The following is a 24,662-nucleotide window of genomic DNA, read 5'->3' as shown; positions in this document are numbered from 1 at the left end:
GAGCATGACTGCACAATTTCAACATGTGTCAGTGCTGATGGCAGAAACGTTAGACGCACTCGCCATTAATGAGCAAGGCATATACATAGATGGCACATTTGGTCGGGGTGGTCACTCAGGGCAGATCTTATCGCGTTTAGGCGAAGCGGGTCGTTTGCAGGCAATAGATCAGGACCCACAAGCAATTGAAGCGGCTAAAAAGTTCGCCGATGACAAACGCTTTTCGATTGCGCATTCTCGCTTTTCAAATATCAAAGAGGTGGCAATCCAAGCTGGTTTGCTAGGCAAAGTAGACGGTATTTTGCTGGATATTGGTGTGTCATCTCCTCAGCTGGATGATGCGCAGCGTGGTTTTAGTTTTATGCACGATGGTCCATTGGATATGCGTATGGACCCAACGTCTGGGCGCAGTGCGGCCGATTGGCTAGCTGAAGCGGATTTGGAAGATATTACCTTTGTGATAAAAAAATACGGTGAAGAAAAATTTGGCCGTCGTATTGCACACAAAATTATTGAAACGCGAGCGCACACGCCTATTACGACAACTAAACAGTTGGCTGATTTAGTGGATGAAGCTGTGCCCGTAAAGGATAAGCACAAGCATCCTGCTACGCGTACTTTTCAGGCAATTCGTATTTATATCAATAGCGAATTAGAAGAAATTCAAACAGCGTTACAAGCATCACTGGAGGTACTTAAACCCGGTGGTCGTTTAGTGGTGATCTCGTTTCACTCTTTAGAAGATAGAATAGTGAAGCAGTTCATCAAAAAACAGAGTAAGGGAGAGGCGATACCCAGAGGTCTGCCTTTAACGGACGCACAACTTAAACAAAATCTGACGTTAAAGGCAGTGGGTAAAGCCATAAAACCCAGTGCTGAAGAAATCGCGGCAAATCCAAGAGCAAGAAGCTCGGTACTTAGGGTGGCGCAAAAACTCTGATGAATAAGCCCATAGATCGACAACCCAAACTCTTTTTTGAAATTTTACAAGGTTTGTTTGCCAATAAACTGACCTTGTTTTTGTTGTTGTTGATTTTTGGTTCAGCGTTATCGGTTGTGCAAGTAACGCACTTAACCAGGCAGCAATTAATTGCGCAAGATGAATTACTGCAGCAGCGTGATGAGCTTGATCTCGAGTGGCGATACTTGTTGGTGGAAGAAGAGTTTTACTCACAGCATTCACGCATAGAAGAAATAGCAAAAACGCAATTAAATATGAAACGTACAACCAGCAAAGATGAACAAGTAGTGGTGGTGCCATGAATAAGGCAAAAACAGTAACTAGCTTAATAACTTGGCGCTTTGCACTGGTATGTACGTTATTGGTGATGGTATTCGTCACTTTAATGGCCAGAGCCGCCTATTTACAGGTGATTGAACCTGATAAAGCGCGTGAAGAAAACGCAAAACGCACCGTGCGGGTAGAAAAGCTTAAGGTTCAGCGAGGCATGATCTTTGATCGTAATGGTAAAGAGTTAGCCGTCAGTGTGCCTGTGGTCAGTGTTTATGCTGATCCGTTGGCTTTAGACAAATCGATTGGCAAAAAAGTTATCAAAGCGGCCCGTAAAAACGGTGAAGATTATAAAGCGTTGGAACTAAACGAATCGGAAATGATCCGTCGCAAGCAAGTTTGGTACGACAACGAATTGCGTTGGCGCGAGCTTGCCGATGTGTTGCAAATAAAAAATGAAGAAGTTGATTCGCGTTTACGAGATGACACTACGCGGCGCTTTGTGTATTTAAAACGACAAGTCACGCCTGCGGTTGCAAATTATATTCGTCAGTTACGTTTGCCCGGTATTCATTTGTTAGATGAATCAAAGCGCTTTTATCCTAGTGGTGAAGTCACAGCGCATATTCTCGGTTTTACCAATATTGATGGTCAAGGTATTGAAGGCGTTGAAAGGTTATTTGATAAAGCACTGACAGGCACCGAAGGTAAACGTACCATCCGTAAAGATGCGCAAGGCCGTGAAATCCAAGTGTTATCAGAAGAGCAGCGTGTTGAACCTGAAAATATCGAGCTGAGCATAGATTTACGTATTCAGGCGATTGCTTATAAAGCGTTGAAAAGTGCGGTACTCAGTTATAAAGCCACATCGGGCTCGGCCATGGTGGTTGATGTCAAAACAGGTGAAGTACTGGCTATGGTCAATAGCCCAAGTTTTAACCCAAACGATATGAGTGATGCGGCACCCTACAAACGCAGAAATCGTGCCATTACCGACCTATTTGAACCGGGATCAACATTAAAACCATTAGCTGTTTTAGCTGGGCTTGATTATGGCGCTATCAAGGCTGATGACACAGTTGATACGTACCCCGGTTGGATGCGTTTGGGAGGCAGTTTAGTGCAAGATACGCGTAACCATGGCGAAATGACCTTACGAGAGATCTTAAAGGTTTCTAGTAACATGGGCGTGGCTAAAATCAGCCAAATGCTGCCAAAAGATTACATGGTTGGGCTCTATCAGAAAGTTGGATTTGGAGAAGAAACGGGCACTATGATGGTGGGAGAAAGTAGTGGTTTGTTTTATCCTAACCGTCGCTGGTCAGACTTTGAAATTGCGACGCTTGCCTATGGGTATGCCGTTTCTGCAAGTACTGCACAAATAGCTCGATTTTATGCGACATTGGGGTCTGGTGGCGTACAGCGGCCATTGACGATTTTAAAGCAAAAATCAGTGCCTGAGGGTGAGCGTGTCTTCAAAGAAGAAGATGTTCGTGCCGTGGTTGAAATGATGGAGTCGGTATTTGAAAAAGGTGGTACAGCAGACAATGTTAAAGTCGATGGCTATCGCGCGGCGGGTAAAACAGGCACCTCAAAAAAAGCAGTGGCAGGTGGCTATGGTGATGAATATGTGGGTTATTTTGCAGGTATAGCGCCGACTTATGACCCACGCCTTGCGGTTGTTGTTATGGTCAATGAACCTGGGGAAGATGTGTATTATGGCGGTCAAACATCGGGCCCAGCTTTTGCTGAAATAATGTCAAACGCGCTACGTATTTTAAACGTTGCGCCAGATACAAGCCGCGTTGCGTATATCTCGGAGAATAGTAATGACTCGTGATATTGGCCAAGTACTGGGAAAATTTGGTGTAGCTTGCGCACCTTTAGCGGTATCACACTTACGTTTAGACAGCCGAGCTGTACAGCCGGGTGACGCGTTTATTGCGTTACAAGGGCATGCACAAAACGGTGAACAGTTTATTTCGAACACAGTGCAGCAAGGTGCAACCTGTGTTTTAGTCGATGCTACTAGCACTGTTCAACTCGATTCAGTGACCCTAATAAAAGTGCCCGAGTTAAAGCAAAATATTGCAGCTATTGCGAGTGACTTTTACCAGCAGCCGAGTGAAAAATTATCAGTAATTGGTGTGACTGGCACCAATGGTAAATCGACGACCACCTCTATGATTGCCAATCTTGCACAGTTATGTGGCGCACCTTCTGCAGTCATTGGCACATTGGGCTATGGCCAGCCAGAGCGGTTGACGCCACTTGCTAATACCACGCCTTCTAATGTGGATCTACAAAGGATCTTAGCTGAACTTGCGAGTAATAATGAGCTAGTGGCGATGGAAGTGTCGTCGCACGGTCTGGTGCAAGGTCGTTTGGACAACACTGATTTTCGTGTTGGAGTCTTCACTAATTTGTCTCGTGATCACCTTGATTATCATGGTGATATGACCCAGTACGCACAGGCTAAATTAAAGCTGTTTACTGAGCACAAGCCTGAATTTAGCGTGCTTAATGCGGATGATGAAGTTGTTCAACAATGGCTACAGCAACACGAGTTTGGCGGGCTAGTCGTGTATGGACAAAAACCAAGTTCACATAGTTTCAATCACTATGTTTGGTTTGATGAGGTGCACTTTGACGCGCAAGGTATACACGCAAAGATAATATCCAGCAGGGGCGAGGGGGAGCTTCACGCACCACTGTATGGGCTGTTCAACCTCTATAATATCGCAGCTGCATTAGCAACTTTGCTAACACAAGGCTACGCCTTCGCACACTTACTCGAGGCTGTGGACCAACTTCAACCTGTTGCGGGGCGCATGCAGGCTTTCAACGCACCCAATTTACCAACGTGTATCGTGGATTATGCACATACGCCTGAAGCGCTAGAGCTTGCTTTACAAGCCTTGCAACAGCACGTTCCTGGTAATGTGGTTTGTGTATTTGGCTGCGGCGGAGATCGAGATAAAGGTAAGCGCCCATTAATGGCACAAGCGGCGGAGCAAAATGCCGACACACTTGTTATTACCAGTGACAATCCCCGTAGTGAAGATCCGCAAACAATTATTGATGACGTTAAGGCTGGACTCAGCAACCCTGAGTATGCTGTATGCCAAATTGATAGAGCCGATGCTATTCGTTATGCCATTGAACATGCACCTAAAAATGGGGTGGTGCTCATTGCTGGCAAAGGGCACGAAGACTATCAAATTATCGGAGATAAACGTTTACCTTTTTGCGATAGGCAATGGGTTGAAAAAATTTTGCAGGAGAAAAGTGCATGATCAAAGTGGATTTAGCTTGGCTTGCAGCGGTACTTGATACTCCTCTAAATGGGAGAAATTTGGCAGTAGCCAATATCAACACCGACACCCGAACAATAAAAAATAACGAGGTGTTTTTGGCGTTGAGAGGACCTAATTTTAACGGTCATGAGTTTGTAGAGCAGGCTAAAGAAAAGGGTGCTATTGCGGCGATCGTCGATACACCTGTCGCGTGTGATATCACACAATTTGTGGTGAAAGATACCCGTTTGGCGCTTGGCAATCTGGGCAAAGCCGTGATGGATACAGTCGCCCCAAAAACCATCGCCATCACCGGCAGCGTGGGTAAAACCACGGTAAAAGAGATGTGTGCCGCAATTTTAGCGCGCAAAGGCAAAGTGCTGGCAACAAACGGTAATTTCAACAATGATATTGGCGTGCCGCTGACGTTACTACGTTTGGCCGAAGACGATGAATATGCGGTTATTGAGTTGGGTGCAAATCACATCGGAGAAATTGCCTATACCACGTCTCTGACTAGCCCTGATGTAGCCGTAGTGTGTAATGTGGCGCCCGCTCACATTGAAGGGTTTGGTTCAATTGAAGGGGTAGGTCAAGCCAAAGGGGAGATCTTCTCTGGTTTAAAAAGCGGTGGTGTCGCAGTACTGAACTGTGATTGCGAGTTTGTCGATATGTGGCGAACGAGTTTGCATGATGTGCGCAGTAAGTGCTTTTCAATGTCGTCAAAACTCGATGTGTGGGCTGAAGATATTCGTTTAAATGAGACTGCGCATGCAAGCTTTACATTATGCACTGCCAAAGAGCGAGTATCAGTTAAGCTTGCCCAGCCCGGAGAGCATAATGTCACCAATGCGGTTATTGCAGCTGCGTTGACTACAGAACTTGGCGCATCATTACAAGATGTAGCGATAGCCTTAGAAAACATGACCCCGGTTAAAGGTCGAGTGAATCTTGTCAAAGTGAACGCGCATCTAAATGTCATCGATGATACCTACAATGCCAATGTACGCTCTGTTAAAGCGGGCATTGACTTATTAACCAACATGCCAGGTTATCGAATTTTGGCATTAGGTGATATGGGGGAGCTGGGCGAGCAGGCGAGAAAGTATCATGTCGAAGTGGGTGAATATGCCAAACAAAGGGGTATAGATACGTTGTTTTCTCTCGGTGTATTGAGCCGATATGCCAGTGATGTGTTTGAGCAAGCGAATAGACACTTTTCAACACGTGAACACCTATTGAATGAATTACAGCAAGTGATTAAAGCACAGAACGGGGTATGTACTGTGTTAGTGAAGGGCTCTCGTAGCTCACGTATGGAATTAATCGTTCAAGATCTAGTAAGCAGTGACCAGAGTTTAGGCACTGATGAGGCCTCAGCATGTTAGTTTGGTTAGCGGAATACTTAACACAGTACTATAGCGGCTTTAATGTTTTTTCGTATCTCACGCTGAGAGCGATACTCGGCATACTGACGGCACTGTTTATTTCTTTATATTTTGGTCCTAAATTAATTCTGGCGTTACAACGCATGCAAATAGGGCAAACAGTACGTGACGATGGGCCACAGTCGCATTTGTCCAAGTCGGGCACGCCTACCATGGGTGGCTTATTGATTTTGGCATCGATTTTCACCAGCACGCTCATGTGGGGCGACCTTGATAATAAATATGTTTGGGTGACCTTGTTCGTTATTGGCAGCCTAGGGATCGTCGGTTTTGTAGATGATTACCGTAAGGTTATCCGCAAAGATAGTAAGGGCCTTATCGCAAGATGGAAGTACTTTTGGCAGTCAGTGATTGCAATCGCGGTGGCGAGCTTTATGTACTTTACTTCTCATTCTGCCGCTGAAACAACGCTTGTGGTGCCATTTCTAAAAGATGTTTTACCGCAATTGGGCTTGTTTTACTTAGTCATGTGTTATTTCGTGATAGTGGGTACATCGAACGCGGTTAACTTAACCGATGGCCTTGATGGACTAGCGATTGTGCCGACTATTCTAGTGGCTTCGGCTCTGGCAATTATTGCTTATCTAACGGGTAACGTGAACTTTTCTAGTTACTTACATATTCCGCATTTACCGCTGGCTAGTGAGTTAGTCGTAGTTTGTACCGCGATTGTTGGTGCAGGACTTGGCTTCTTGTGGTTTAACACCTATCCAGCGCAAGTTTTTATGGGGGATGTTGGTTCGCTCGCATTAGGTGGCGCGCTTGGCATCATCGCTATTCTTGTTCGCCAAGAGCTGGTGTTGCTGATCATGGGCGGGGTTTTTGTGATGGAAGCTTTATCAGTGATCTTGCAAGTTGGTTCTTACAAATTACGTGGGCAGCGTATTTTTAGAATGGCGCCTATTCATCATCACTATGAACTAAAAGGTTGGCCAGAGCCACGCGTTATTGTGCGTTTTTGGATTATCTCAATTGTCTTGGTGTTGGCAGGACTTGCGACTTTGAAGATCAGATAAATGCGGTATTTGAATACGCTTAAAGATAAAAAAATCACAGTGCTTGGACTTGGAGTAACCGGTCTGGGCATTGTGCGTTTTTTACTGTCGCATAATATCGTGCCACGCGTGGTTGATAGTCGTGTTGCACCACCCGGAGCCCAATGGTTAGCCGACAATGAGCCAAATTGTGAAGCTGTTTTTGGTCCGCTTGCCGAAGCAAGTTTATCTAGCGCAGACATGATCATCATCAGCCCAGGTATAGCGCTATATGAAGTAACGGTTGCTAAAGCTATCGCGGATGGTGTTGAAGTTATCGGCGACATTGAGTTATTTGCACGGTTAACCAACAAACCGATTGTGGCAGTGACGGGCTCAAATGGTAAGTCGACCGTGGTCACTTTAACGGCCAACGTGTTACGTGAAGCGGGTATGAAGGTTGGTCTTGGTGGTAATATTGGTACGGCTGCGTTAGATTTGCTGGACCAAGACTATGATGTGTTTGTACTCGAACTATCTAGTTTTCAATTAGAGACCACTCACAGCTTACATTGTACCAGTGCAATGATCCTTAATGTGACTGAAGATCATATGGATAGATACCCTGATTTTGCAGCTTACTGTGCGGCAAAGCAGCGTATTTATCGCCATACCGAGCACTTGGTTTATAACGCACAAGACGAAAACACCTTTCATGGTGATAAAAAAGGCGTGAGTGTGGCGTTGAATAACGCAGATTTTCAGTTATTGACTCGTGAAGGTGAGCTGTATTTCTCTGCCTATGGCGCGCCACGAGTGCCAGTATCTTGTATGAAGTTACAAGGCACGCATAACCAGTTTAATGCACTCGCAGTGATGGCGTTATTGGAGCCATTTGCTATTACAGATGCAGTTTTTAAATCTGCTTTTGAGCGATTTTCAGGTCTGGAACATCGCTGTCAACTTGTTGCTGACTATCAAGGCATCAAATATTTTAATGACTCAAAAGCGACCAATGTGGGCGCAACCGTAGCTGCGTTAGAAAGTCTTGCGACGACATCGGGTAAAATTATTCTTATCGTAGGCGGTGACGCTAAAGGGGCTGATTTAACACCATTGACAGAACCAATGCGTAAATATTGCAAAGCAATATATGGCTTTGGTCGAGATGGGTCGCTGTTTTTATCGCTGCACCGTAATAGCCACTTAGTTGCCACTTTGGAAGATGCTGTTAAGCAAGCGCAAGCCGTTGCTGATAATGGCGATTGCATTTTGTTAGCTCCAGCGTGTGCCAGTATCGACATGTATCCTAATTATATGGCCCGTGGTGAAGAGTTTTGCCGCTTAGTAAATGAGGTAACGCAGTAATGTCTTTATCTCAGCTTCGCTTCAACTTTCGACTAGAACAATCAAATGCTTTGTATGATGTGCCTTTGTTGTATGCGATGTTGTGTTTGATGGGGGTAGGGTTTGTCATGGTGACAAGCGCTTCAATGCCGGTCGCGGAGCGTTTATTTAATAACCCGTACCATATCAGTATTCGCCATGCGGCCTTTTTATGTATGGGGGTTGTGCTTTTTTGGATAAGCACCAGTGCCCCCATGGCTTGGTGGAAGCGTTGTAACCCCTACTTGTTGCTGCTTGGACTTGGTTTATTGGTGCTCGTTCTGATCATTGGTCGCGAGGTGAATGGCTCTAAACGTTGGATCCCAGTCGGGCCAGTAGGCATTCAAGCAGCAGAGTTAGCAAAGTTGTTTTTCTTCAGCTATATCGCGGGTTATTTAGTGCGAAAGCGAGAAGAAGTACAAGAAAATCTAAAAGGGTTTGCTAAGCCTATCGCGGTGTTTGCCGTGTATGCCTTTTTAATTTTAATGCAGCCCGACCTAGGTACTGTGGTGGTGATGTTTGTCACCACTGTGGGCTTGTTATTTCTGGCTGGTGCGAAGCTTTGGCAGTTTTTTGCGTTGATCTTGACCGGGGTTTTGTTAGTCGTTTTATTGATCATTTTTGAGCCGTACCGGATGGCGCGGGTTGTTGGCTTTTTGGAGCCTTGGGATGATCCATTTGGCAAAGGTTATCAGCTCGTTCAATCACTGATGGCCTATGGGCAAGGTGGATGGTTTGGTCAAGGTCTTGGGAATAGCGTGCAAAAATTACAATACCTACCCGAAGCGCACAATGATTTTATTTTTGCCGTGATCGCTGAAGAACTCGGTTTTATAGGTGTTGTGAGTATCATCGCGCTGTTAGCTACTTTGGTATTTAGGGCGTTATTGATTGGCCAAAAAGCACTCAAACAGGGCAAGGAATACGAAGGATATTTTGCGTTAGCGATTGGTATTTGGTTTGCGTTTCAGACCATGGTTAACATTGGTGCTAGTGCTGGCATATTGCCAACGAAAGGCCTGACACTTCCATTTGTATCTTATGGTGGTTCAAGTTTGTTGGTTATGGTTGTCGCAGCAGGAGTCTTACAGAGAGTTGATTTTGAAACGAAAATGGCAACTAAACAAGCAACATCGAGAGGTAGTAAGCGATGAGTAAGCGGTTACTTGTGGTTGCTGGAGGGACTGGTGGGCATATCTTTCCAGGCATTGCGGTAGCCAATGAGCTACAAGCGCAAGGTTGGCAAGTGTCATGGGTTGGTACGGCTGACCGTATGGAAGCACAGGTTGTGCCCAAGCATGGCATTGAAATTGATTTTATCAATGTACAAGGTGTACGAGGCAATGGCATAAAGCGTTTGCTCAAAGCGCCTTTTATGGTAGTTAAAGCCATTTTAGATGCCAAAAAGGTGATAAAACAAAGACAACCCAATGTGGTACTAGCGATGGGCGGGTATGTAACTGGCCCGGTCGGTATTGCTGCGAAGTTGCTGCGTGTGCCTTTGGTGATCCATGAACAAAATGCAGTTGCTGGTTTAAGTAATAAACTACTGGCTAAAATTGCCAATCGTGTGTTGGCGGCATTCCCCAGTGCGTTTGACGATGAAAAAGCAGAAGTTGTTGGTAACCCTATCAGGCACTCGGTTGCTGGTATTTTGCCAAAAGAAGCGACACAAACCATCAATTGCTTAGTGGTTGGTGGGTCGTTAGGCGCTAAAGTGCTCAATGACACTTTGCCTAGTACAGTTGCTAAATTGGCGCAAGATGCTGCACTACCACTGATGGTTAAACATCAAAGTGGTAAAGGTCAAAGTGCGGCTGTGCAAGCGAGTTATCAGCAACAAGGGATCGCCGCTGAGGTGTCGGAATTTATTGATGATATGGATGCCGCTTATGATTGGGCAGATATAGTGATTTGCAGAGCTGGCGCGCTGACGGTCAGTGAAATTGCGGCTGCGGGTAAAATGGCGCTATTCGTGCCTTACCCACACGCGGTGGATGATCACCAAACTGCCAATGCCGCCTATTTGGTAGACGGGAATGCTGCGCTTTTACTAGCGCAAGACGATTTTAATGAGCGCCGCATTTGTGAACAGTTACTCCCTTACTTACAGCAGCCATCGCTTATTAAAGCCCTTGCTGAACGAGCCAAACAAAAGGCAAAACTAGATGCCACGTCGGAAGTGGCGAAAGTGTGTGAGCAATTGTGTTCGCCAATATGAATTTGAAAGATGAAAGAGTCGCGTGTGAAAGAAACCAATAACCGTCGAGCCATGAGAAGAATAAACACCATTCACTTTGTTGGAATCGGTGGCGCTGGTATGGGCGGTATCGCTGAAGTTCTAGCATTTGAAGGCTATCGCATTACGGGGTCTGACATTGCACAAAATGCGATGACAGAGCGCTTACTAAAAGCGGGCGCAGAAGTATTTATTGGTCATCATGAAAATAACATCAAAGATGCCAATGTGGTTGTCGTGTCTAGTGCCATTGATGACCAAAATCCAGAAATAAAAGCGGCAAAAGCAGCGCGTATTCCCATAGTTCGCCGTGCCGAGATGCTGGCTGAGTTAATGCGTTTTAGACATGGTATTGCTATCGCTGGCACCCATGGAAAAACCACAACAACGAGCTTGATAGCGAGCATTTTTGCGCAAGCGAATTTAGATCCTACTTTTGTGATTGGCGGCCTTTTGAATAGTGCAGGCACGAATGCCAAGCTAGGTACCGGTGATGTACTGATTGCAGAAGCTGATGAAAGTGATGCGTCATTTTTGCATTTGCAGCCGATGGTTTCGGTAGTAACCAATATTGAAGCGGACCATATGGATACGTATGGCGGTGACTTTGAAAAGATGAAAGACACCTATGTTGATTTTATCCATAACTTACCCTTTTACGGTCTGGCGGTGGTGTGTATTGATTCGCCTGTTGCTGCAGAGTTGATCCCGCGATTCGCGCGTCCAACAATCACTTATGGGGAATCTGAACTCGCTGATTACCGACTGCAATATTTCAAACAGACTGTAAACAGCAGTGAATTTACCGTGGTGCATAAGTCAGGTGAAGCGATTGACGTTAAACTCAATATGCCCGGCAAACATAATGCCTTAAATGCCACTGCTGCAATTGCGGTCGCAAAGGATCATGATATTGATAATGCCTCAATTTTAGCTGCGTTAGCGCAATTTGAAGGGATTGGTCGACGCTTTCAACATTACGGCGAATTTGAAAATGAACGCGGCAGTGTAATGTTAGTGGATGACTATGGTCATCACCCGTCTGAAGTGGCGGTCACCATTCAAGCGGCTCGTTCTGGTTGGCAAGATAAACGTCTCGTCATGATATATCAGCCACACCGATATACCCGAACACGCGATTTGTATGAAGATTTCATTAAAGTACTCGCGGAAGTTGATCAACTTATTCTGCTAGATGTCTACAGTGCGGGTGAAGCGCCCATTGTGGGCGCTGATAGCAAGAGCTTATGTCGCAGTTTGAGAAAAAGAGGTATTGAACCTATTCATGTAGCCAATAATGATGAGTTATCGGCTGCGTTAGCAGAAACTCTGCAAGACAACGATTTAGTTATAACCCAAGGCGCTGGCAATATTGGGCAAATTGTTAAACAACTGGCTGCAACGAAAATGTCGATAGCAGCTTTGCAACAAGGTGGCGTATGAGCACGTTTGGAAAAGTAGCAGTTTTACTTGGTGGCAGCTCTGCTGAGCGGGAAGTATCACTCAAATCGGGTGCAGCTGTACTGCAAGGGTTATTGAAAGCGGGTGTTGATGCGATAGCTTTTGATCCTGCAGAACGCAACTTGTGGGAATTGAAGAGCTTAAATGTAGAGCGTGTCTTTATCGCTTTGCATGGGCGTGGTGGTGAAGATGGTACTGTTCAGGGTGCACTTGAATATATGGGCCTGCCATACACGGGCAGTGGCGTTTTAGGTAGTGCCTTGGCGATGGATAAGGTGCGTTGTAAGCATTTATTCCAAAGTGCAAAACTCAGTACGGCGGCTTATGCTGTCGTGAATGCCCATGTAGGTTTTGATGCCCACGCCATAATCAGTGAACTTGGTAATGTGATGGTCAAACCCTCTCATGAAGGCTCGAGCATTGGTATGGCAAAGGCAACAAATGCACAAGAGCTGACAGAAGCGCTCAACGAGGCGTTTAAATTTGACGACCAAGTGCTAGTTGAACAGTGGATCACGGGACGAGAATTTACTGTTGCAATGTTGGGTGATGAAGCTCTACCTGTCATAGAGATGAAAACGCCGCGTGGGTTTTATGACTATGAGGCTAAGTACCAAGTAAACAGTACACAGTATTTTTGTCCTGCGGATATTTCAGCCGCGTACACCGAACAGCTACAAGTGATGGCGAAACATGCGTTTGAGTTAGTGGGTGCCAAAGGTTGGGGTCGCGTAGATGCAATGCAGGATGAAAATGGTCAATTCTATTTACTAGAAGTCAATACTGTACCTGGCATGACGGAAAAATCCTTAGTGCCCATGGCCGCCAAAGCAAAAGGCATAAGTTTTGAACAATTAGTTGTTCGCATTTTGGAGCAAACCCTTTAATATGCGTGCATTTTTTGAAAAGACTCAACAATTAAATCGGCGTCTTAATTGGTCGCTGATTTTAGGTGTGAGTTTTTTCATCGGTGTTGTGCTGTCGTTAGTTAAAGGCACGTTTTGGGTAAGTGACTGGCTTGTTGAGCATAAAGATGCGCAAATTAAGCAATTAACTGTGCTGGGTAAGCCTTATTACACCAAAGAAGCAGATATTATTGCGGCCATTAAAAAGGTGGACTTGAGCAGCTATTTTGAACTAGATGTGAAGTCGGTTCATGAAAAAGTATTCGATTTACCATGGGTTGCACATGTTTCAGTACGCAAGCAATGGCCTGATCAATTACAGGTTTATGTAGTAGAGCACCAACCGGTAGCAATTTGGAACAGTGATCTATTGCTGAACCAGCAAGGTGATGTTTTTCAAGCACAAAGTGAGCGTTTACCTGAAGGTCTACCGCAATTATACGGTCCAGAAGGCAGTGAACGAGAGGCTTGGCAAACATTTTTGCAGTTTAAAGACATGCTGGGTGTGAATCACTTTAATTTAGTGAGTTTGGCATTGTCGGAACGTTTTGCCTGGCAGCTTTGGCTGGATAATGGAATTCGGCTTAACTTAGGCCGAGCCAAAATAGGCAAGCGAGTACAGAGATTTATTGATGTTTATCCAAAAATGGTGCGCCCTGAAGGCGCTGTCATTGATGTGATAGATCTGCGCTATGATACTGGCCTTGCGGTGAGTTGGAAGCAGCCGCAAGAACAAGAACAAAAAAGTAAGAGTGAAGCATGACTAAGTCAGTAGAAAGAAATTTAGTGATTGGATTAGATGTCGGCACCTCAAAAGTTGTGGCGACTGTCGGTGAAATCACCGCAGATAATCAGCTGAGTATTGTAGGTGTGGGTAATCAAGTCTCTCATGGCATGGATAAAGGCGGTGTAAATGATCTGAATCTTGTTTCTGAGTCGATTCGCCGCGCGATTGATGAGGCCGAGTTGATGGCTGACTGCCGTATTAGCTCGGTTTACTTGGGCATTTCAGGTAAACATATTCAATGTCAAAACGAAAGTGGTGTTGTCGCGATTAATAATGCAGAAGTCAGTGATGACGACATTGCTAACGTGATCCATATTGCCCGTTCAGTGCCAATTTCAGCAGAACGTAAAATGTTGCACTCATTGCCTCAAGAATACAGCATAGACATGCAAGAAGGGATCAAGAACCCGCTAGGCATGAGTGGCGTTCGTATGGAAGCTAAGGCACACATTATTACTTGCTCAAATGACATGGCAAAAAACATAGAAAAGTGTGTTGAACGTTGCGGTCTGCAAGTCGATCAACTGACTTTTAGCGCACTTGCATCTTGCTACTCGGTACTGACAGAAGACGAAAAAGAGCTGGGTGTTGCTGTGTTAGATATTGGTGGTGGTACAATGGACATCGCTATTTATCTGAATGGTGCGCTGCGTCATTCGGCGGTAATTCCGGTAGCTGGCAACCAAGTAACGGGAGACATCGCAAAAATTTTTAGAACGCCTATCTCGCATGCTGAATCGCTCAAGGTACAGTACGCGTGCGCGAGTAGCCAAATGGCCAGTAATGAAGAAACAATCGAAGTGCCAAGCGTTGGTGGCCGCCCTGCGCGACTGATGTCACGCCATACTTTGTCTGAAGTAGTTGAGCCGCGCTTTAGAGAATTATTAGAGTTAGCGCTTGAAGAGATCCGTCGTTCGGGTTTTGAAGATCAAATTGCAGCCGGTCTTGTTATTACCGGCGGTAGCGCGAAAATGACAGGTGCTTTAGAAGTCGCTGAAGATATTTGTCAAATGCCTGTACGCATTGGTAAACCCATTGGTGTGACAGGTTTAACTGATTATGTTGACGATCCTGCATATGCAACGGCAGTAGGTTTGTTACAATATGGCCGAACTTTGCAATCGATGAATGCACAGAAGTCGAAAGCGGAGTCGGAAGGAAGTTGGTGGAGCCGAGTAACAAAATGGTTCCAAGGTGAGTTTTAAGCTCAAGTCGGAGAGTGAAGATGTTTGATATTATGGAACAACACAGCGAAGAAGCTGTAATTAAAGTTATCGGTGTTGGTGGCGGTGGTGGCAACGCCGTTGAACACATGGTGAAACAAGAAATCGAGGGTGTACGCTTTATTGCAGCAAACACCGATGCACAGGCATTACGTAAATCATCAGCTAATGTCACGGTGCAACTCGGTACACAAATTACCTCTGGTTTAGGTGCGGGTGCTAACCCGGAAGTGGGCCGTAAATCAGCTGAAGAAGATATTGAAACCATTAAAGCTGCACTTGATGGTGCTGATATGGTGTTTATCGCTGCTGGCATGGGTGGTGGTACTGGTACTGGTGCCGCACCTGTAGTTGCACGTGTTGCAAAAGAGCTTGGTATTTTGACTGTTGCTGTTGTAACACGCCCATTTGATCTTGAAGGCAAAAAGCGTATGGCGGCGGCCGATCAAGGGATCAGCGAATTGTCAGAAATTGTAGATTCACTTATTACGATTCCTAACAACAAATTACTTAAAGTTTTAGGCAAGGGGACTACACTGTTAGACGCATTCGCTAAAGCGAATGATGTGCTTTATGGTGCCGTACAAGGGATTGCAGAATTGATCACGCGTTCTGGTTTGATCAACGTTGACTTTGCTGACGTAAGAACGGTTATGTCAGCAATGGGTACAGCGATGATGGGAACAGCATCGGCGTCAGGCCCGGATAGAGCGCAAGAAGCTGCGGAAGCCGCTATTTCTAGCCCATTGTTGGAAGATGTTGATTTAACTGGTGCAAAGGGTATTTTGGTTAATATCACTGCCGGTATGGACATTACCATCGAAGAATTCGAAATCGTTGGTAACCATGTGAAGGCATTGGCATCAGAAAATGCAACTGTGGTAGTGGGTGCGGTAATTGACCCTGAAATGAGCGATGAGCTGCGTGTTACCGTGGTAGCAACAGGGCTTGGTGGAGAACGCCGTCCACAGTTTGGTATTGTTGATAACGGCTTTAAAAAAGTAGTTGGTTCAGATACGGGCGCAACTTCGAGCGCAAGCTCAGCGCAATCATCAGGTATGTTTGTGCCGAGTTTTACGCAACCACAAGCAGATAGTGTTGCGCAAGAGCCTGCAAACACGCAAACATCAGCAGCAAGTAGCCATAATACAGCTGGTGAGAGTGCAAAAACGACGAGTAAAGATGCGGATAAAGAGAAAGACAATTATTTCGATATCCCGGCGTTTTTGCGTAAACAGTCAGACTAATACTGACTAGAAAATAAACGATTGGCAGGTGGTCGTATCTGTGATACAATCCGCCGTCTATGTGTAATAAAAGTGGGCGAAGCTATGATTAGACAACGTACAATTGCCGAAGTTGTAAAAGCAACCGGTGTTGGGCTTCATAAAGGTGAAAAGGTCACAATCACTCTCCGACCAGCGAGTGAAAACACAGGTGTTGTGTTTCGTCGAGTGGATCTTGAGCCTGTAGTTGATTTTGAAACTACACCAGAAGCTGTGGGTGATACCCAATTATGTACGTGTTTAACAAATAAAGACGGTATACGTTTATCGACTACTGAGCACTTAATTGCAGCGGTTGCTGCGATGGGTATTGATAACTTAATTGTTGAGTTAGACAGTGCCGAAGTGCCTATTATGGATGGGAGTGCATTACCATTCATTTATTTATTACAAAAAGGCGGTATTAAAGAGCAAAACGTTGCTAAACGCTTTATTCGTATCAAAGAAAAAGTACGTGTTGAAGATGGTGACAAATGGGCTGAAATAGAGCCTTATGATGGTTTTCATATCGACTTTGAAATTGCTTTTGATCACCCTGCAATCAATGATAGTCGCCAGCGTATTGGTTTGGATATTACTGCTCAAAGCTTTACTGAAGAGATCAGCCGTGCGCGTACTTTTGGGTTTATGAAAGACATTGAGTACATGCATGCCAATAACCTAGCTTTAGGTGGTAGCATGGACAACGCGGTTGTTTTAGATGATTACAAAGTACTGAATCCTAATGGTTTGCGTTATGATGATGAGTTTGTAAAACACAAAATTCTTGACTGTGTTGGTGATATGTTTATGGCGGGCCACAATATATTGGGCAAGATCACTTGCTACAAATCAGGTCACGGTTTAAACAATAAGCTACTTCGTCAAATCATGGCGACCGAGTCAGCATGGGAATGGGCAACATTTGATGAACCTGTTTCGATGCCTGCACCAGGTATGGCTGTTGCTACAGCTTGAGAGAAAGAAAATAAGAAGAAATGACGCATTTAGGCGTCATTTTTTTTGTCTGTAGTTTGTGCGTGAGTGGCCAGTTTGAGTAGCTTGGCCTGTAAACTTGGCGGTGCATTTTTGGCAAGCTCTTGCAGCTGTTGTGCAGTTTGAGAACTCATTTGGCGTTTATTACCAGATGCACTTTCTTTTTTATTCAATACGCTAGGTGGTGTTAGTCGTTGTTGCGCATCAGGGGTCGTTGTAATTTTAACTTGTGCGCAGTCAACCATGCCCGCTTGTCTAAACTGAGATAATATCTCCATTTTTAAATAATTTAATCGTGTTGCGAGTGTGGCTGAAGCGGTTTCGATCACAAGTGTGCCATGTCTATAATTGGCAACGCGCGACTTTTTACTCAAAACTGGCCCGATGGCATTTTCTAAACACTGCTGTAGCTTGGCCATTTCTTGTGACTTTTCACCGTAAGCATTGAGTTTATCTGACCATTTACCCATTAACTCATTAATCTGTTTCGGGTCATAACGGTTTTTTGCCATAAATTCTCGAACCTAAGTTGGATGACTTCTGTCATTATAGCGCTGTGGTTAATACAACAGAAGTTTTATCACATCTATTGAAATTATCGCGACAGCACCCATATCTAGTGTTAGCTTAGTACCCGCTAAAGGAAAGTGTGTTCTGTTCAGAAGCCATCAATGTAGCAATAAATGCTTACGCTAGGTGCTTAATTGACAGTAAAAACTGGTTGATTTCACTTCAATGGTTTGCACGCTCGCTGAGTCTGGTATGATAGGGCATTATTTTAAATTTAGGCATTTAACAAACGCACATTCGCGATTGTTGCCAACAGGAAGCAGTGCGACCTCAACAGCCAATGATAACAATATGGACGTGGTGAAGGTCAGCCATCACTAGAGTGAAACGGTTTTAACATGATAGCTAATTTATTTACCAAGATTTTTGGTAGTCGCAACGACCGCACTATTAAAAACTTAAGAAAGACGGTCGCCTTAATCAATGCCCTAGAAGAACAATTTAGTGCACTTTCTGATGAAGATTTAAAAGCCAAAACAGCTGAATTTAGACAGCGTTTTGAGCAAGGTACTAGCCTAGATGATATTTTGCCAGAAGCGTTTGCAACTGTGCGCGAAGCGTCTAAGCGTGTATACAACATGCGCCATTTCGATGTGCAAATGATCGGTGGTATCGTATTGCATGATGGCCGTATCTCAGAAATGCGTACCGGTGAAGGTAAAACTTTAACAGCGACACTGCCAGCATATCTAAATGGTTTAACCGGGAAAGGCGTACACGTTATTACCGTGAACGATTACCTTGCTAAACGCGATGCTGAAACCAACCGTCCATTATTTGAGTTCCTTGGCCTAACAGTGGGTTGTAACGTACCTGGTATGATGCCACAGCAAAAGAAAGAAGCGTACGCTGCGGATATCACCTACGGTACTAATAACGAATTTGGTTTTGACTACCTGCGTGACAACATGGCATTTAGTATTGAAGAGCGTGTGCAGCGTCCTCTTTACTATGCGGTTGTGGATGAAGTTGACTCGATCCTCATCGATGAAGCACGTACACCTTTGATCATCTCTGGTCCAGCTGAAGATAGCTCTGAGTTGTATACAAAAGTTAATACACTTGTCCCTTCTCTCATTCAACAAGAAAAAGAGGATGAAGAAGGCGTTGAGGGTGATGGCGATTTCACGGTAGATGAAAAATCAAAACAAGTTCACCTTACCGAGCGTGGCCAATTAAAAGTAGAAGAGCTATTAATTGAACAAGGTTTAATAGACGAAGGCGATTCGCTGTACTCTGCAGGTAACATTACGTTGCTAAGTCATGTGTACGCGGCACTTCGTGCTCATAAGTTGTATCAGAAAGATGTTGATTACGTAGTTAAAGACAATGAAGTTATCATTGTTGATGAACATACCGGTCGTACGATGGAAGGTCGTCGTTGGTCAGAAGGTTTACACCAAGCTGTCGAAGCAAAAGAAGGTGTACGTATTCAAAATGAAAACCAAACATTAGCATCAATCACATTCCAGAATTACTTCCGTTTATACGACAAATTAGCAGGTATGACGGGTACTGCCGATACAGAAGCGTTTGAATTCCAGTCAATTTATGGTTTAGATACGGTTGTTATCCCAACTAATAAACCGATGATCCGTGATGACCGTGCTGATTTAGTTTACCTAACGCAAGAAGAAAAATTCGAAGCTATCTTGGAAGACATTCGTGATTGTCAGAAACGTGGTCAACCTGTACTCGTAGGTACAATCTCGATTGAAAGCTCTGAGTATTTATCGCAATTTTTACGTAAAGAAAAAATTGAACACAATGTACTAAATGCGAAGTTCCACGCGCAAGAAGCGGACATTGTTGCTGATGCAGGTTTACCGGGTAAAGTCACTATTGCAACTAACATGGCTGGTCGTGGTACCGATATCGTATTAGGTGGCAACTGGCAATCAGATGTTGCTAAGTTAGATAATCCAACTGAAGAGCAGATTGCTGAGATAAAGGCAAACTGGAAAAAAGTACACGATGATGTAATTGCCGCGGGCGGTTTACATATTATTGGTACTGAGCGTCATGAGTCTCGCCGTATTGATAACCAACTACGTGGACGTTCTGGTCGTCAAGGTGATGCGGGTTCAAGCCGTTTTTATCTATCGATGGATGACGCGCTAATGCGTATCTTCGCAGGCGAGCGTATGACGAACATGATGCGCAAGCTAGGCATGCAGCGTGGCGAAGCAATTGAGCACCCATGGGTTAACCGTGCAATTGAAAACGCCCAGCGTAAAGTAGAAGCGCGCAACTTCGATATTCGTAAGCAACTACTTGAGTATGATGACGTGGCAAATGACCAGCGTCGCGTTGTGTATGAGCAGCGTAATGAGTTGCTAGAAGAAGGGGATATTTCAGAAACCATCAGTGCTATCCGCAGTGATGTGTTAAATGGCATGATTGATCAATATATCCCACCACAGAGCTTAGCTGAAATGTGGGATATTCCAGGCCTTGAAGAGCGAATTAAAGCGGACTTCTTACTTGAACTTCCAATTGCTAAGTGGCTAGAAGAAGATAACAAATTGTATGAAGAAAAGTTACGTGATCGCATCAACGAGGAAGTGGAGTCGGCTTACAAACAGAAAGAGCTGATGGTAGGTCCAGATGTACTACGCCAATTTGAAAAAGCGGTTATGTTACAAAGCTTAGATCAGCATTGGAAAGACCATTTGGCTGCGATGGACCACCTTCGTCAGGGCATTCATTTACGTGGCTATGCGCAGAAGAACCCGAAACAAGAGTATAAGCGTGAGTCTTTCGAACTGTTCTCTGAAATGCTAGAGAATCTAAAAGCAGACGTTGTTGGTGTGCTTAGCAAAGTACAAGTGCGTGCGGAAGAAGATGTTGAAAAAGTAGAACAACAACACCGTCGCAGTGAGCAAGCACCTCGCGAATATCAACACGCTGAAGCTGAGCATGTTGGTGGTGAAGTACCTGAAGGTGTTGCGGTAGCTGCACGTTCTGAACAAAAAGTGGGTCGTAATGAGGCATGCCCATGTCAGTCAGGTAAAAAGTTCAAGCAGTGTTGTGGTAAGTTAAAATAACGACAGCACAGTGAAGTATTCAAAAAAGCGACCTGTGGTCGCTTTTTTTTCGGGAGTAGGTATGGATAAAAAAATTGTCAGGGTTGCAGTTGGCGTCATAAAAAAAGAGCGCGACATTTTTGTTAGTAAGCGCAACGCCCAGCAGCACCAAGGGGGGCTTTGGGAGTTCCCAGGTGGAAAAGTTGAAACGAATGAAAGTGTGCTCGATGCTCTGAAAAGAGAATTGCAAGAAGAAGTCAACATTGCGGCAAATACTGCGCAAGAGATAATGCGCATTGAGCATGATTACGGTGATAAACGGGTGTGCTTGGAAATTTATCTCGTTGACGATTTTGTCGGTGAAGCCAAGGGCCTAGAAGGGCAACCTTGCCAGTGGGTGAACATTGATACGCTGCACGAGTTAGCGTTCCCCGAAGCAAATAAAGAAATCGTCAGTTTTTTACAATCCACATTTTAATGTATCAGACATCATTTGTTACTATTCTTCGTCATTTATTAAACTGGGAAATTTGTTTTTAGGGGACAAGCCAGTTTAAGATGCTTAGGGTCAATATTATGGGAAATACCAATGAATAAAATTACTTTAGCTGCTGCCAGTGTTGCTATGACACTGGGTTTAATTGGGTGTAGCGAGCCAAGCAATACACAATCGGTAGAATCACAAGTTACTGCGCCGGTGGTTTTAGCGTCGGGTATCGACTTGAACAATATCGACCGCACAGTTAAAGCGCAGGATGATTTTTATTATCACGTAAACGGTAAATGGTTAGAGAAAACAAAGATCCCTGCTGATAAATCTAATTATGGTTCATTCACGCAGTTGTATGAGCAATCACAAAAGGCACTCAAAGAAGTGCTAGAGTCTGCTAAAAATAATAACACAGCAAAAGCGGGCAGTGATGAATATAAGCTCGGTGCATTTTACGCCAGTTATATGGATGAAACGGCTCGTGAAGAGCTAGGTTTAGCGCCATTAAAACCGTATCTTGATGAGCTGAATGCATTGAAGAGTAAAGCTGACTTACCAGCAGCAATGGCTAGCATGATCACCAAAGGTGGGACAAGCCCACTGGCATGGTATGTCAACAACGATGCGAAAAACTCAAGCGTGAACGCGCTTTACCTCTACCAAGCAGGTTTAGGTTTACCTGATAGAGATTATTACTTAAGTGATTCAGAGAAATTCACAAAAATACGCGAGCAGTATGCTGATTATATCGAACTAGTATTTACGCGCCTAGGTGACAAAGATGCGAAGCAGGCCGCTGCAAATGTTGTTGCCTTAGAAACGGCGATTGCAGGTGCACAATGGACGCGTGTAGACAGTCGTGATGCAACAAAAACTTATAACAAGATGAGCTTAGAGCAAGCAAATAAACTGATGCCTGATTTTGACTTAGCAGCTTATTTCACTGCGCTTGGTATTGATTTAGAAGAACTTATCATAAGTCAGCCTTCTTTCTTTGAAGAGTTATCTAAAGTATTCGCAGAGACAAGCTTAGAAGCTTGGCAGCAATACATGACTTTGCATTTTGTGACCAATCATGCAGGTTTGTTAAACAAGGACATGGTTACGCTTAAGTTTAACTTCTTTGGTAAGACGTTAAAGGGGCTTGAAGAGCAAGCGCCTACATGGAAGAAAGCGGTAGACTCAAGCAATGATGTATTGGGTGAGTTACTGGGCAAAATTTACGTGAAACAGTATTTCCCACCTGAAGCCAAAGAAAAAATGAGTCACTTAGTTGATAACTTGATCAAAGGCTTTGAACAGGCTATTGATGGCTTAGAGTGGATGAGCGCAGAAACGAAGGTTGCAGCAAAAGAAAAGCTAAGCAAGTTTACACCTAAGATCGGCTATCCAGATAAGTGGAAAGATTATTCTGCACTAGAGATCAAGCGTGATGACTTACTTGGCAACTATGTTCGTTACAATCAATGGGCATACCAAGATATGGCTGATAAAATTGGCAAGCCAGTTGATCGTTCAGAGTGGTTCATGACGCCGCAAACGGTGAATGCTTACTACAATCCGGTCAATAACGAAATTGTGTTCCCTGCTGCGATTCTCCAGCCGCCTTTCTTCGACCTATCTGCAGATGATGCAGTTAACTACGGTGCGATTGGCGCCGTGATTGGTCACGAGCTAGGGCATGGTTTTGATGACCAAGGCGCGAAGTACGATGGTGATGGTAACTTACGTAATTGGTGGAGTGAGTCTGACTTAGCGCAATTTGAAGCGCGCGGTAAGAAGTTGGTTGAACAATTCGATCAGTTCAAACCATTTGAAGATGCCAATGTAAATGGCCAATTTACTCTGGGTGAAAACATTGGTGATTTAGGTGGTTTAACCGTTGCTTATAAAGCATATCAATTATCGCTAGGTGAGCAGAAAGCGCCCGTGATTGATGGCTATACTGGCGAGCAACGTTTCTTCATGGGGTGGGCGCAAATATGGCGCAGAAAGTACCGCGATGAAGAGTTACGAAACCGCCTTGTGACTGATCCTCATGCACCAAGCCACTATCGCGTTATTGGTGTGTTGCCAAATATGCCAGAATTCTATAAGGCATTTGACGTCAAAGAAGGTGATAAAATGTATCTATCACCAGAGCAGCGTGTAAAAATTTGGTAAGTTACCAAAAAATGACAAAAGCCCGCCATTGAGCGGGCTTTTTGTTGTGTTCAGCTCAAATTTAATGAATATGAAAAAATAGTGATAGCGCTGTCATTTTTGTTTTTATATGATGAAAAGGAACAAATAAGCTATTAATTACACAATTCGCACCAATAAAAACAGCCATTAAGCGAATACAAAGCCGCTTTATTAAGGAGCCTCGGATGAACTTTAAGCACACCTTATTAGCCACAGCCCTGCTCGCTGCGCCGCTGATCGCCAATGCATCTTTTTCTAAACCGCAGTTACAGCAGTTTACTAAAGGCACAAAATTGACCTTTGCGGTTGAAGATAACTTTCATCAAGGTGCTGGGCGCTTTGTTGCTTCGATGACACTAAAAAATGACTCAGGTGTTGCGTTGCCAAAAGGGCAGAGTGATTGGCAAATATATATACACTCGGTACGTAAAATTCATACTTCCTCTGTATTAGGCTTGAAAATTGAACACGTGAATGGGGATTTGCATCGCTTTACTCCAACGAATGAATTTTCAGGGCTTGAAAATGGCGAAAGTTTAAAACTAGAGTTTGAAGCGGGTGCTTGGATCTCTGCGTATAGTGATTTTATGCCCCGTGCTTTTATGACGGTCGGCAATCAGGAACCTGCGATATTCGCCAATACGGACACCGAGGACTTCAGTCAATTTATCGCCCCAATAGAAAGAGAAAATCAGCTAAAGCGCTATAACGAGCCAAAAGACTACACCAAGATCGCAACCGCAGCACTTCGCTATGAGCGTAATGCAGAATTGGGGAATGTCGCTAAAGAAGAAGCCCTAAAGCGTATTATTCCAAAGCCGCTTAAAGTGGATTTCAATCGTGGTAGTGCAACTATCAATAATGATTGGCAAATTCGTTTCGCTGGTCGACTTAAATCAGAAGTTGAGGTGTTTCAAAAAGACCTAGCTGCATTCGGGATCGAACTAGACGCGCAACCAGATCATATCGATGCGGGTAAAAAGCCAACCATTCAACTAAAAGTGGATGACTCAGTTTTGGACGCTAAGGCGCAAAGTTATCGACTTGAAATTGATGACGATAAAATCCAAATAACCGGCACGGATAACGCTGGCGTCTTTTATGGCTTGCAAAGCTTATTGGCTTTATTCCCGGTTGATACTAAAAATACTGTTACAGTTCAAAATGTAGAAATAGAAGAT

General features: G+C 44.4%; 20 protein-coding genes. 19 read left to right on the top strand and 1 reads right to left on the bottom strand.

Features of this window, described 5'->3' with window-relative positions:
• Window positions 1-4: 4 nt before the first annotated feature.
• The 15 genes from rsmH (at window position 5) to lpxC (ending at window position 17,193) form a co-directional block, all read left to right on the top strand.
• Window positions 5-940: a 16S rRNA (cytosine(1402)-N(4))-methyltransferase RsmH gene (gene rsmH, locus AC5FX4_RS00100; RefSeq protein WP_493604539.1), complete on the top strand. Its 936-nt coding sequence runs from the start codon at window positions 5-7 to the stop codon at window positions 938-940.
• Window positions 940-1,263, top strand: a complete 324-nt coding sequence (gene ftsL, locus AC5FX4_RS00095; protein WP_493604538.1) for a cell division protein FtsL — start codon at window positions 940-942, stop codon at window positions 1,261-1,263. Before rsmH ends, ftsL begins: the two co-directional genes overlap by 1 nt.
• Window positions 1,260-3,071 (top strand): peptidoglycan D,D-transpeptidase FtsI family protein, encoded by a 1,812-nt coding sequence (locus AC5FX4_RS00090; RefSeq protein WP_493604537.1) that lies wholly within the window; start codon window positions 1,260-1,262, stop codon window positions 3,069-3,071. Before ftsL ends, AC5FX4_RS00090 begins: the two co-directional genes overlap by 4 nt.
• Window positions 3,061-4,527: a UDP-N-acetylmuramoyl-L-alanyl-D-glutamate--2,6-diaminopimelate ligase gene (murE, locus tag AC5FX4_RS00085; RefSeq protein ID WP_493604536.1), complete on the top strand. Its 1,467-nt coding sequence runs from the start codon at window positions 3,061-3,063 to the stop codon at window positions 4,525-4,527. Before AC5FX4_RS00090 ends, murE begins: the two co-directional genes overlap by 11 nt.
• Window positions 4,524-5,915 carry a UDP-N-acetylmuramoyl-tripeptide--D-alanyl-D-alanine ligase gene (locus AC5FX4_RS00080; protein ID WP_493604535.1) on the top strand — a complete coding sequence of 464 codons (1,392 nt, stop codon included), beginning with the start codon at window positions 4,524-4,526 and terminating at the stop codon, window positions 5,913-5,915. Before murE ends, AC5FX4_RS00080 begins: the two co-directional genes overlap by 4 nt.
• Entirely contained in the window at window positions 5,909-6,991 is a 1,083-nt protein-coding gene (gene mraY, locus AC5FX4_RS00075) for a phospho-N-acetylmuramoyl-pentapeptide-transferase (protein ID WP_493604534.1), read from the top strand. Before AC5FX4_RS00080 ends, mraY begins: the two co-directional genes overlap by 7 nt.
• The gene (gene murD, locus AC5FX4_RS00070; RefSeq protein WP_493604533.1) at window positions 6,992-8,317 is read left to right on the top strand and encodes a UDP-N-acetylmuramoyl-L-alanine--D-glutamate ligase; all 1,326 of its coding nucleotides are present in this window, start codon (window positions 6,992-6,994) and stop codon (window positions 8,315-8,317) included.
• Window positions 8,317-9,489 (top strand): cell division protein FtsW, encoded by a 1,173-nt coding sequence (ftsW, locus tag AC5FX4_RS00065; protein ID WP_493604532.1) that lies wholly within the window; start codon window positions 8,317-8,319, stop codon window positions 9,487-9,489. The genes murD and ftsW overlap by 1 nt, the downstream gene beginning before the upstream one ends.
• Window positions 9,486-10,556: an undecaprenyldiphospho-muramoylpentapeptide beta-N-acetylglucosaminyltransferase gene (gene murG, locus AC5FX4_RS00060; RefSeq protein ID WP_493604531.1), complete on the top strand. Its 1,071-nt coding sequence runs from the start codon at window positions 9,486-9,488 to the stop codon at window positions 10,554-10,556. Before ftsW ends, murG begins: the two co-directional genes overlap by 4 nt.
• A gap of 9 nt (window positions 10,557-10,565) precedes the next feature.
• A complete protein-coding gene (gene murC / locus AC5FX4_RS00055; protein WP_493604530.1) occupies window positions 10,566-12,017 on the top strand; it encodes a UDP-N-acetylmuramate--L-alanine ligase in 1,452 nt (483 codons plus the stop codon).
• On the top strand, window positions 12,014-12,922 hold the full coding sequence (locus AC5FX4_RS00050) for a D-alanine--D-alanine ligase (RefSeq protein WP_493604529.1): 909 nt from the start codon (window positions 12,014-12,016) through the stop codon (window positions 12,920-12,922). Before murC ends, AC5FX4_RS00050 begins: the two co-directional genes overlap by 4 nt.
• Before the next feature lies 1 nt (window position 12,923).
• Window positions 12,924-13,703, top strand: coding sequence for a cell division protein FtsQ/DivIB (locus tag AC5FX4_RS00045; protein ID WP_493604528.1), 780 nt, complete (start codon window positions 12,924-12,926; stop codon window positions 13,701-13,703).
• The gene (gene ftsA / locus AC5FX4_RS00040; RefSeq protein WP_493604527.1) at window positions 13,700-14,932 is read left to right on the top strand and encodes a cell division protein FtsA; all 1,233 of its coding nucleotides are present in this window, start codon (window positions 13,700-13,702) and stop codon (window positions 14,930-14,932) included. Before AC5FX4_RS00045 ends, ftsA begins: the two co-directional genes overlap by 4 nt.
• Window positions 14,933-14,952: 20 nt before the next feature.
• Window positions 14,953-16,197, top strand: coding sequence for a cell division protein FtsZ (gene ftsZ / locus AC5FX4_RS00035; RefSeq protein ID WP_493604526.1), 1,245 nt, complete (start codon window positions 14,953-14,955; stop codon window positions 16,195-16,197).
• An 84-nt stretch (window positions 16,198-16,281) separates the two neighbouring features.
• Entirely contained in the window at window positions 16,282-17,193 is a 912-nt protein-coding gene (lpxC, locus tag AC5FX4_RS00030; RefSeq protein WP_493604525.1) for a UDP-3-O-acyl-N-acetylglucosamine deacetylase, read from the top strand.
• 29 nt (window positions 17,194-17,222) lie between these two features.
• On the opposite strand, the gene AC5FX4_RS00025 is transcribed toward lpxC, so the two are convergent.
• Entirely contained in the window at window positions 17,223-17,723 is a 501-nt protein-coding gene (locus AC5FX4_RS00025; protein WP_493604524.1) for a DUF721 domain-containing protein, read from the bottom strand.
• Between the two features lie 396 nt (window positions 17,724-18,119).
• Here AC5FX4_RS00025 and secA point away from each other — a divergent pair, with 396 nt between their 5' ends.
• The 4 genes from secA to AC5FX4_RS00005 all read left to right on the top strand — a co-directional run.
• Entirely contained in the window at window positions 18,120-20,828 is a 2,709-nt protein-coding gene (secA, locus tag AC5FX4_RS00020) for a preprotein translocase subunit SecA (protein ID WP_493604523.1), read from the top strand.
• 61 nt (window positions 20,829-20,889) lie between these two features.
• Window positions 20,890-21,285 (top strand): 8-oxo-dGTP diphosphatase MutT, encoded by a 396-nt coding sequence (mutT, locus tag AC5FX4_RS00015; protein ID WP_493604522.1) that lies wholly within the window; start codon window positions 20,890-20,892, stop codon window positions 21,283-21,285.
• 111 nt (window positions 21,286-21,396) lie between these two features.
• Window positions 21,397-23,460 carry a M13 family metallopeptidase gene (locus AC5FX4_RS00010; protein WP_493604521.1) on the top strand — a complete coding sequence of 688 codons (2,064 nt, stop codon included), beginning with the start codon at window positions 21,397-21,399 and terminating at the stop codon, window positions 23,458-23,460.
• A 206-nt stretch (window positions 23,461-23,666) separates the two neighbouring features.
• Window positions 23,667-24,662, top strand: a 996-nt coding sequence (locus AC5FX4_RS00005) for a carbohydate-binding domain-containing protein (RefSeq protein WP_493604520.1), incomplete at its 3' end; no start/stop codon positions are given.

This window comes from Pseudoalteromonas sp. ATL1 (assembly GCF_058933015.1).
Note: the sequence above shows the minus strand (reverse complement) of the source record. Positions and strands in the feature narration are given on the sequence as shown.

Bases quoted from the DNA above. Each gene is read 5' to 3' on its own strand.
- rsmH (WP_493604539.1), top strand. From the start codon at position 5: ATGACTGCACAATTTCAACATGTGTCAGTGCTGATGGCAGAAACGTTA.
- ftsL (WP_493604538.1), top strand. From the start codon at position 940: ATGAATAAGCCCATAGATCGACAACCCAAACTCTTTTTTGAAATTTTA.
- AC5FX4_RS00090 (WP_493604537.1), top strand. From the start codon at position 1,260: ATGAATAAGGCAAAAACAGTAACTAGCTTAATAACTTGGCGCTTTGCA.
- murE (WP_493604536.1), top strand. From the start codon at position 3,061: ATGACTCGTGATATTGGCCAAGTACTGGGAAAATTTGGTGTAGCTTGC.
- AC5FX4_RS00080 (WP_493604535.1), top strand. From the start codon at position 4,524: ATGATCAAAGTGGATTTAGCTTGGCTTGCAGCGGTACTTGATACTCCT.
- mraY (WP_493604534.1), top strand. From the start codon at position 5,909: ATGTTAGTTTGGTTAGCGGAATACTTAACACAGTACTATAGCGGCTTT.
- murD (WP_493604533.1), top strand. From the start codon at position 6,992: ATGCGGTATTTGAATACGCTTAAAGATAAAAAAATCACAGTGCTTGGA.
- ftsW (WP_493604532.1), top strand. From the start codon at position 8,317: ATGTCTTTATCTCAGCTTCGCTTCAACTTTCGACTAGAACAATCAAAT.
- murG (WP_493604531.1), top strand. From the start codon at position 9,486: ATGAGTAAGCGGTTACTTGTGGTTGCTGGAGGGACTGGTGGGCATATC.
- murC (WP_493604530.1), top strand. From the start codon at position 10,566: ATGAAAGAGTCGCGTGTGAAAGAAACCAATAACCGTCGAGCCATGAGA.
- AC5FX4_RS00050 (WP_493604529.1), top strand. From the start codon at position 12,014: ATGAGCACGTTTGGAAAAGTAGCAGTTTTACTTGGTGGCAGCTCTGCT.
- AC5FX4_RS00045 (WP_493604528.1), top strand. From the start codon at position 12,924: ATGCGTGCATTTTTTGAAAAGACTCAACAATTAAATCGGCGTCTTAAT.
- ftsA (WP_493604527.1), top strand. From the start codon at position 13,700: ATGACTAAGTCAGTAGAAAGAAATTTAGTGATTGGATTAGATGTCGGC.
- ftsZ (WP_493604526.1), top strand. From the start codon at position 14,953: ATGTTTGATATTATGGAACAACACAGCGAAGAAGCTGTAATTAAAGTT.
- lpxC (WP_493604525.1), top strand. From the start codon at position 16,282: ATGATTAGACAACGTACAATTGCCGAAGTTGTAAAAGCAACCGGTGTT.
- AC5FX4_RS00025 (WP_493604524.1), bottom strand. From the start codon at position 17,723: ATGGCAAAAAACCGTTATGACCCGAAACAGATTAATGAGTTAATGGGT.
- secA (WP_493604523.1), top strand. From the start codon at position 18,120: ATGATAGCTAATTTATTTACCAAGATTTTTGGTAGTCGCAACGACCGC.
- mutT (WP_493604522.1), top strand. From the start codon at position 20,890: ATGGATAAAAAAATTGTCAGGGTTGCAGTTGGCGTCATAAAAAAAGAG.
- AC5FX4_RS00010 (WP_493604521.1), top strand. From the start codon at position 21,397: ATGAATAAAATTACTTTAGCTGCTGCCAGTGTTGCTATGACACTGGGT.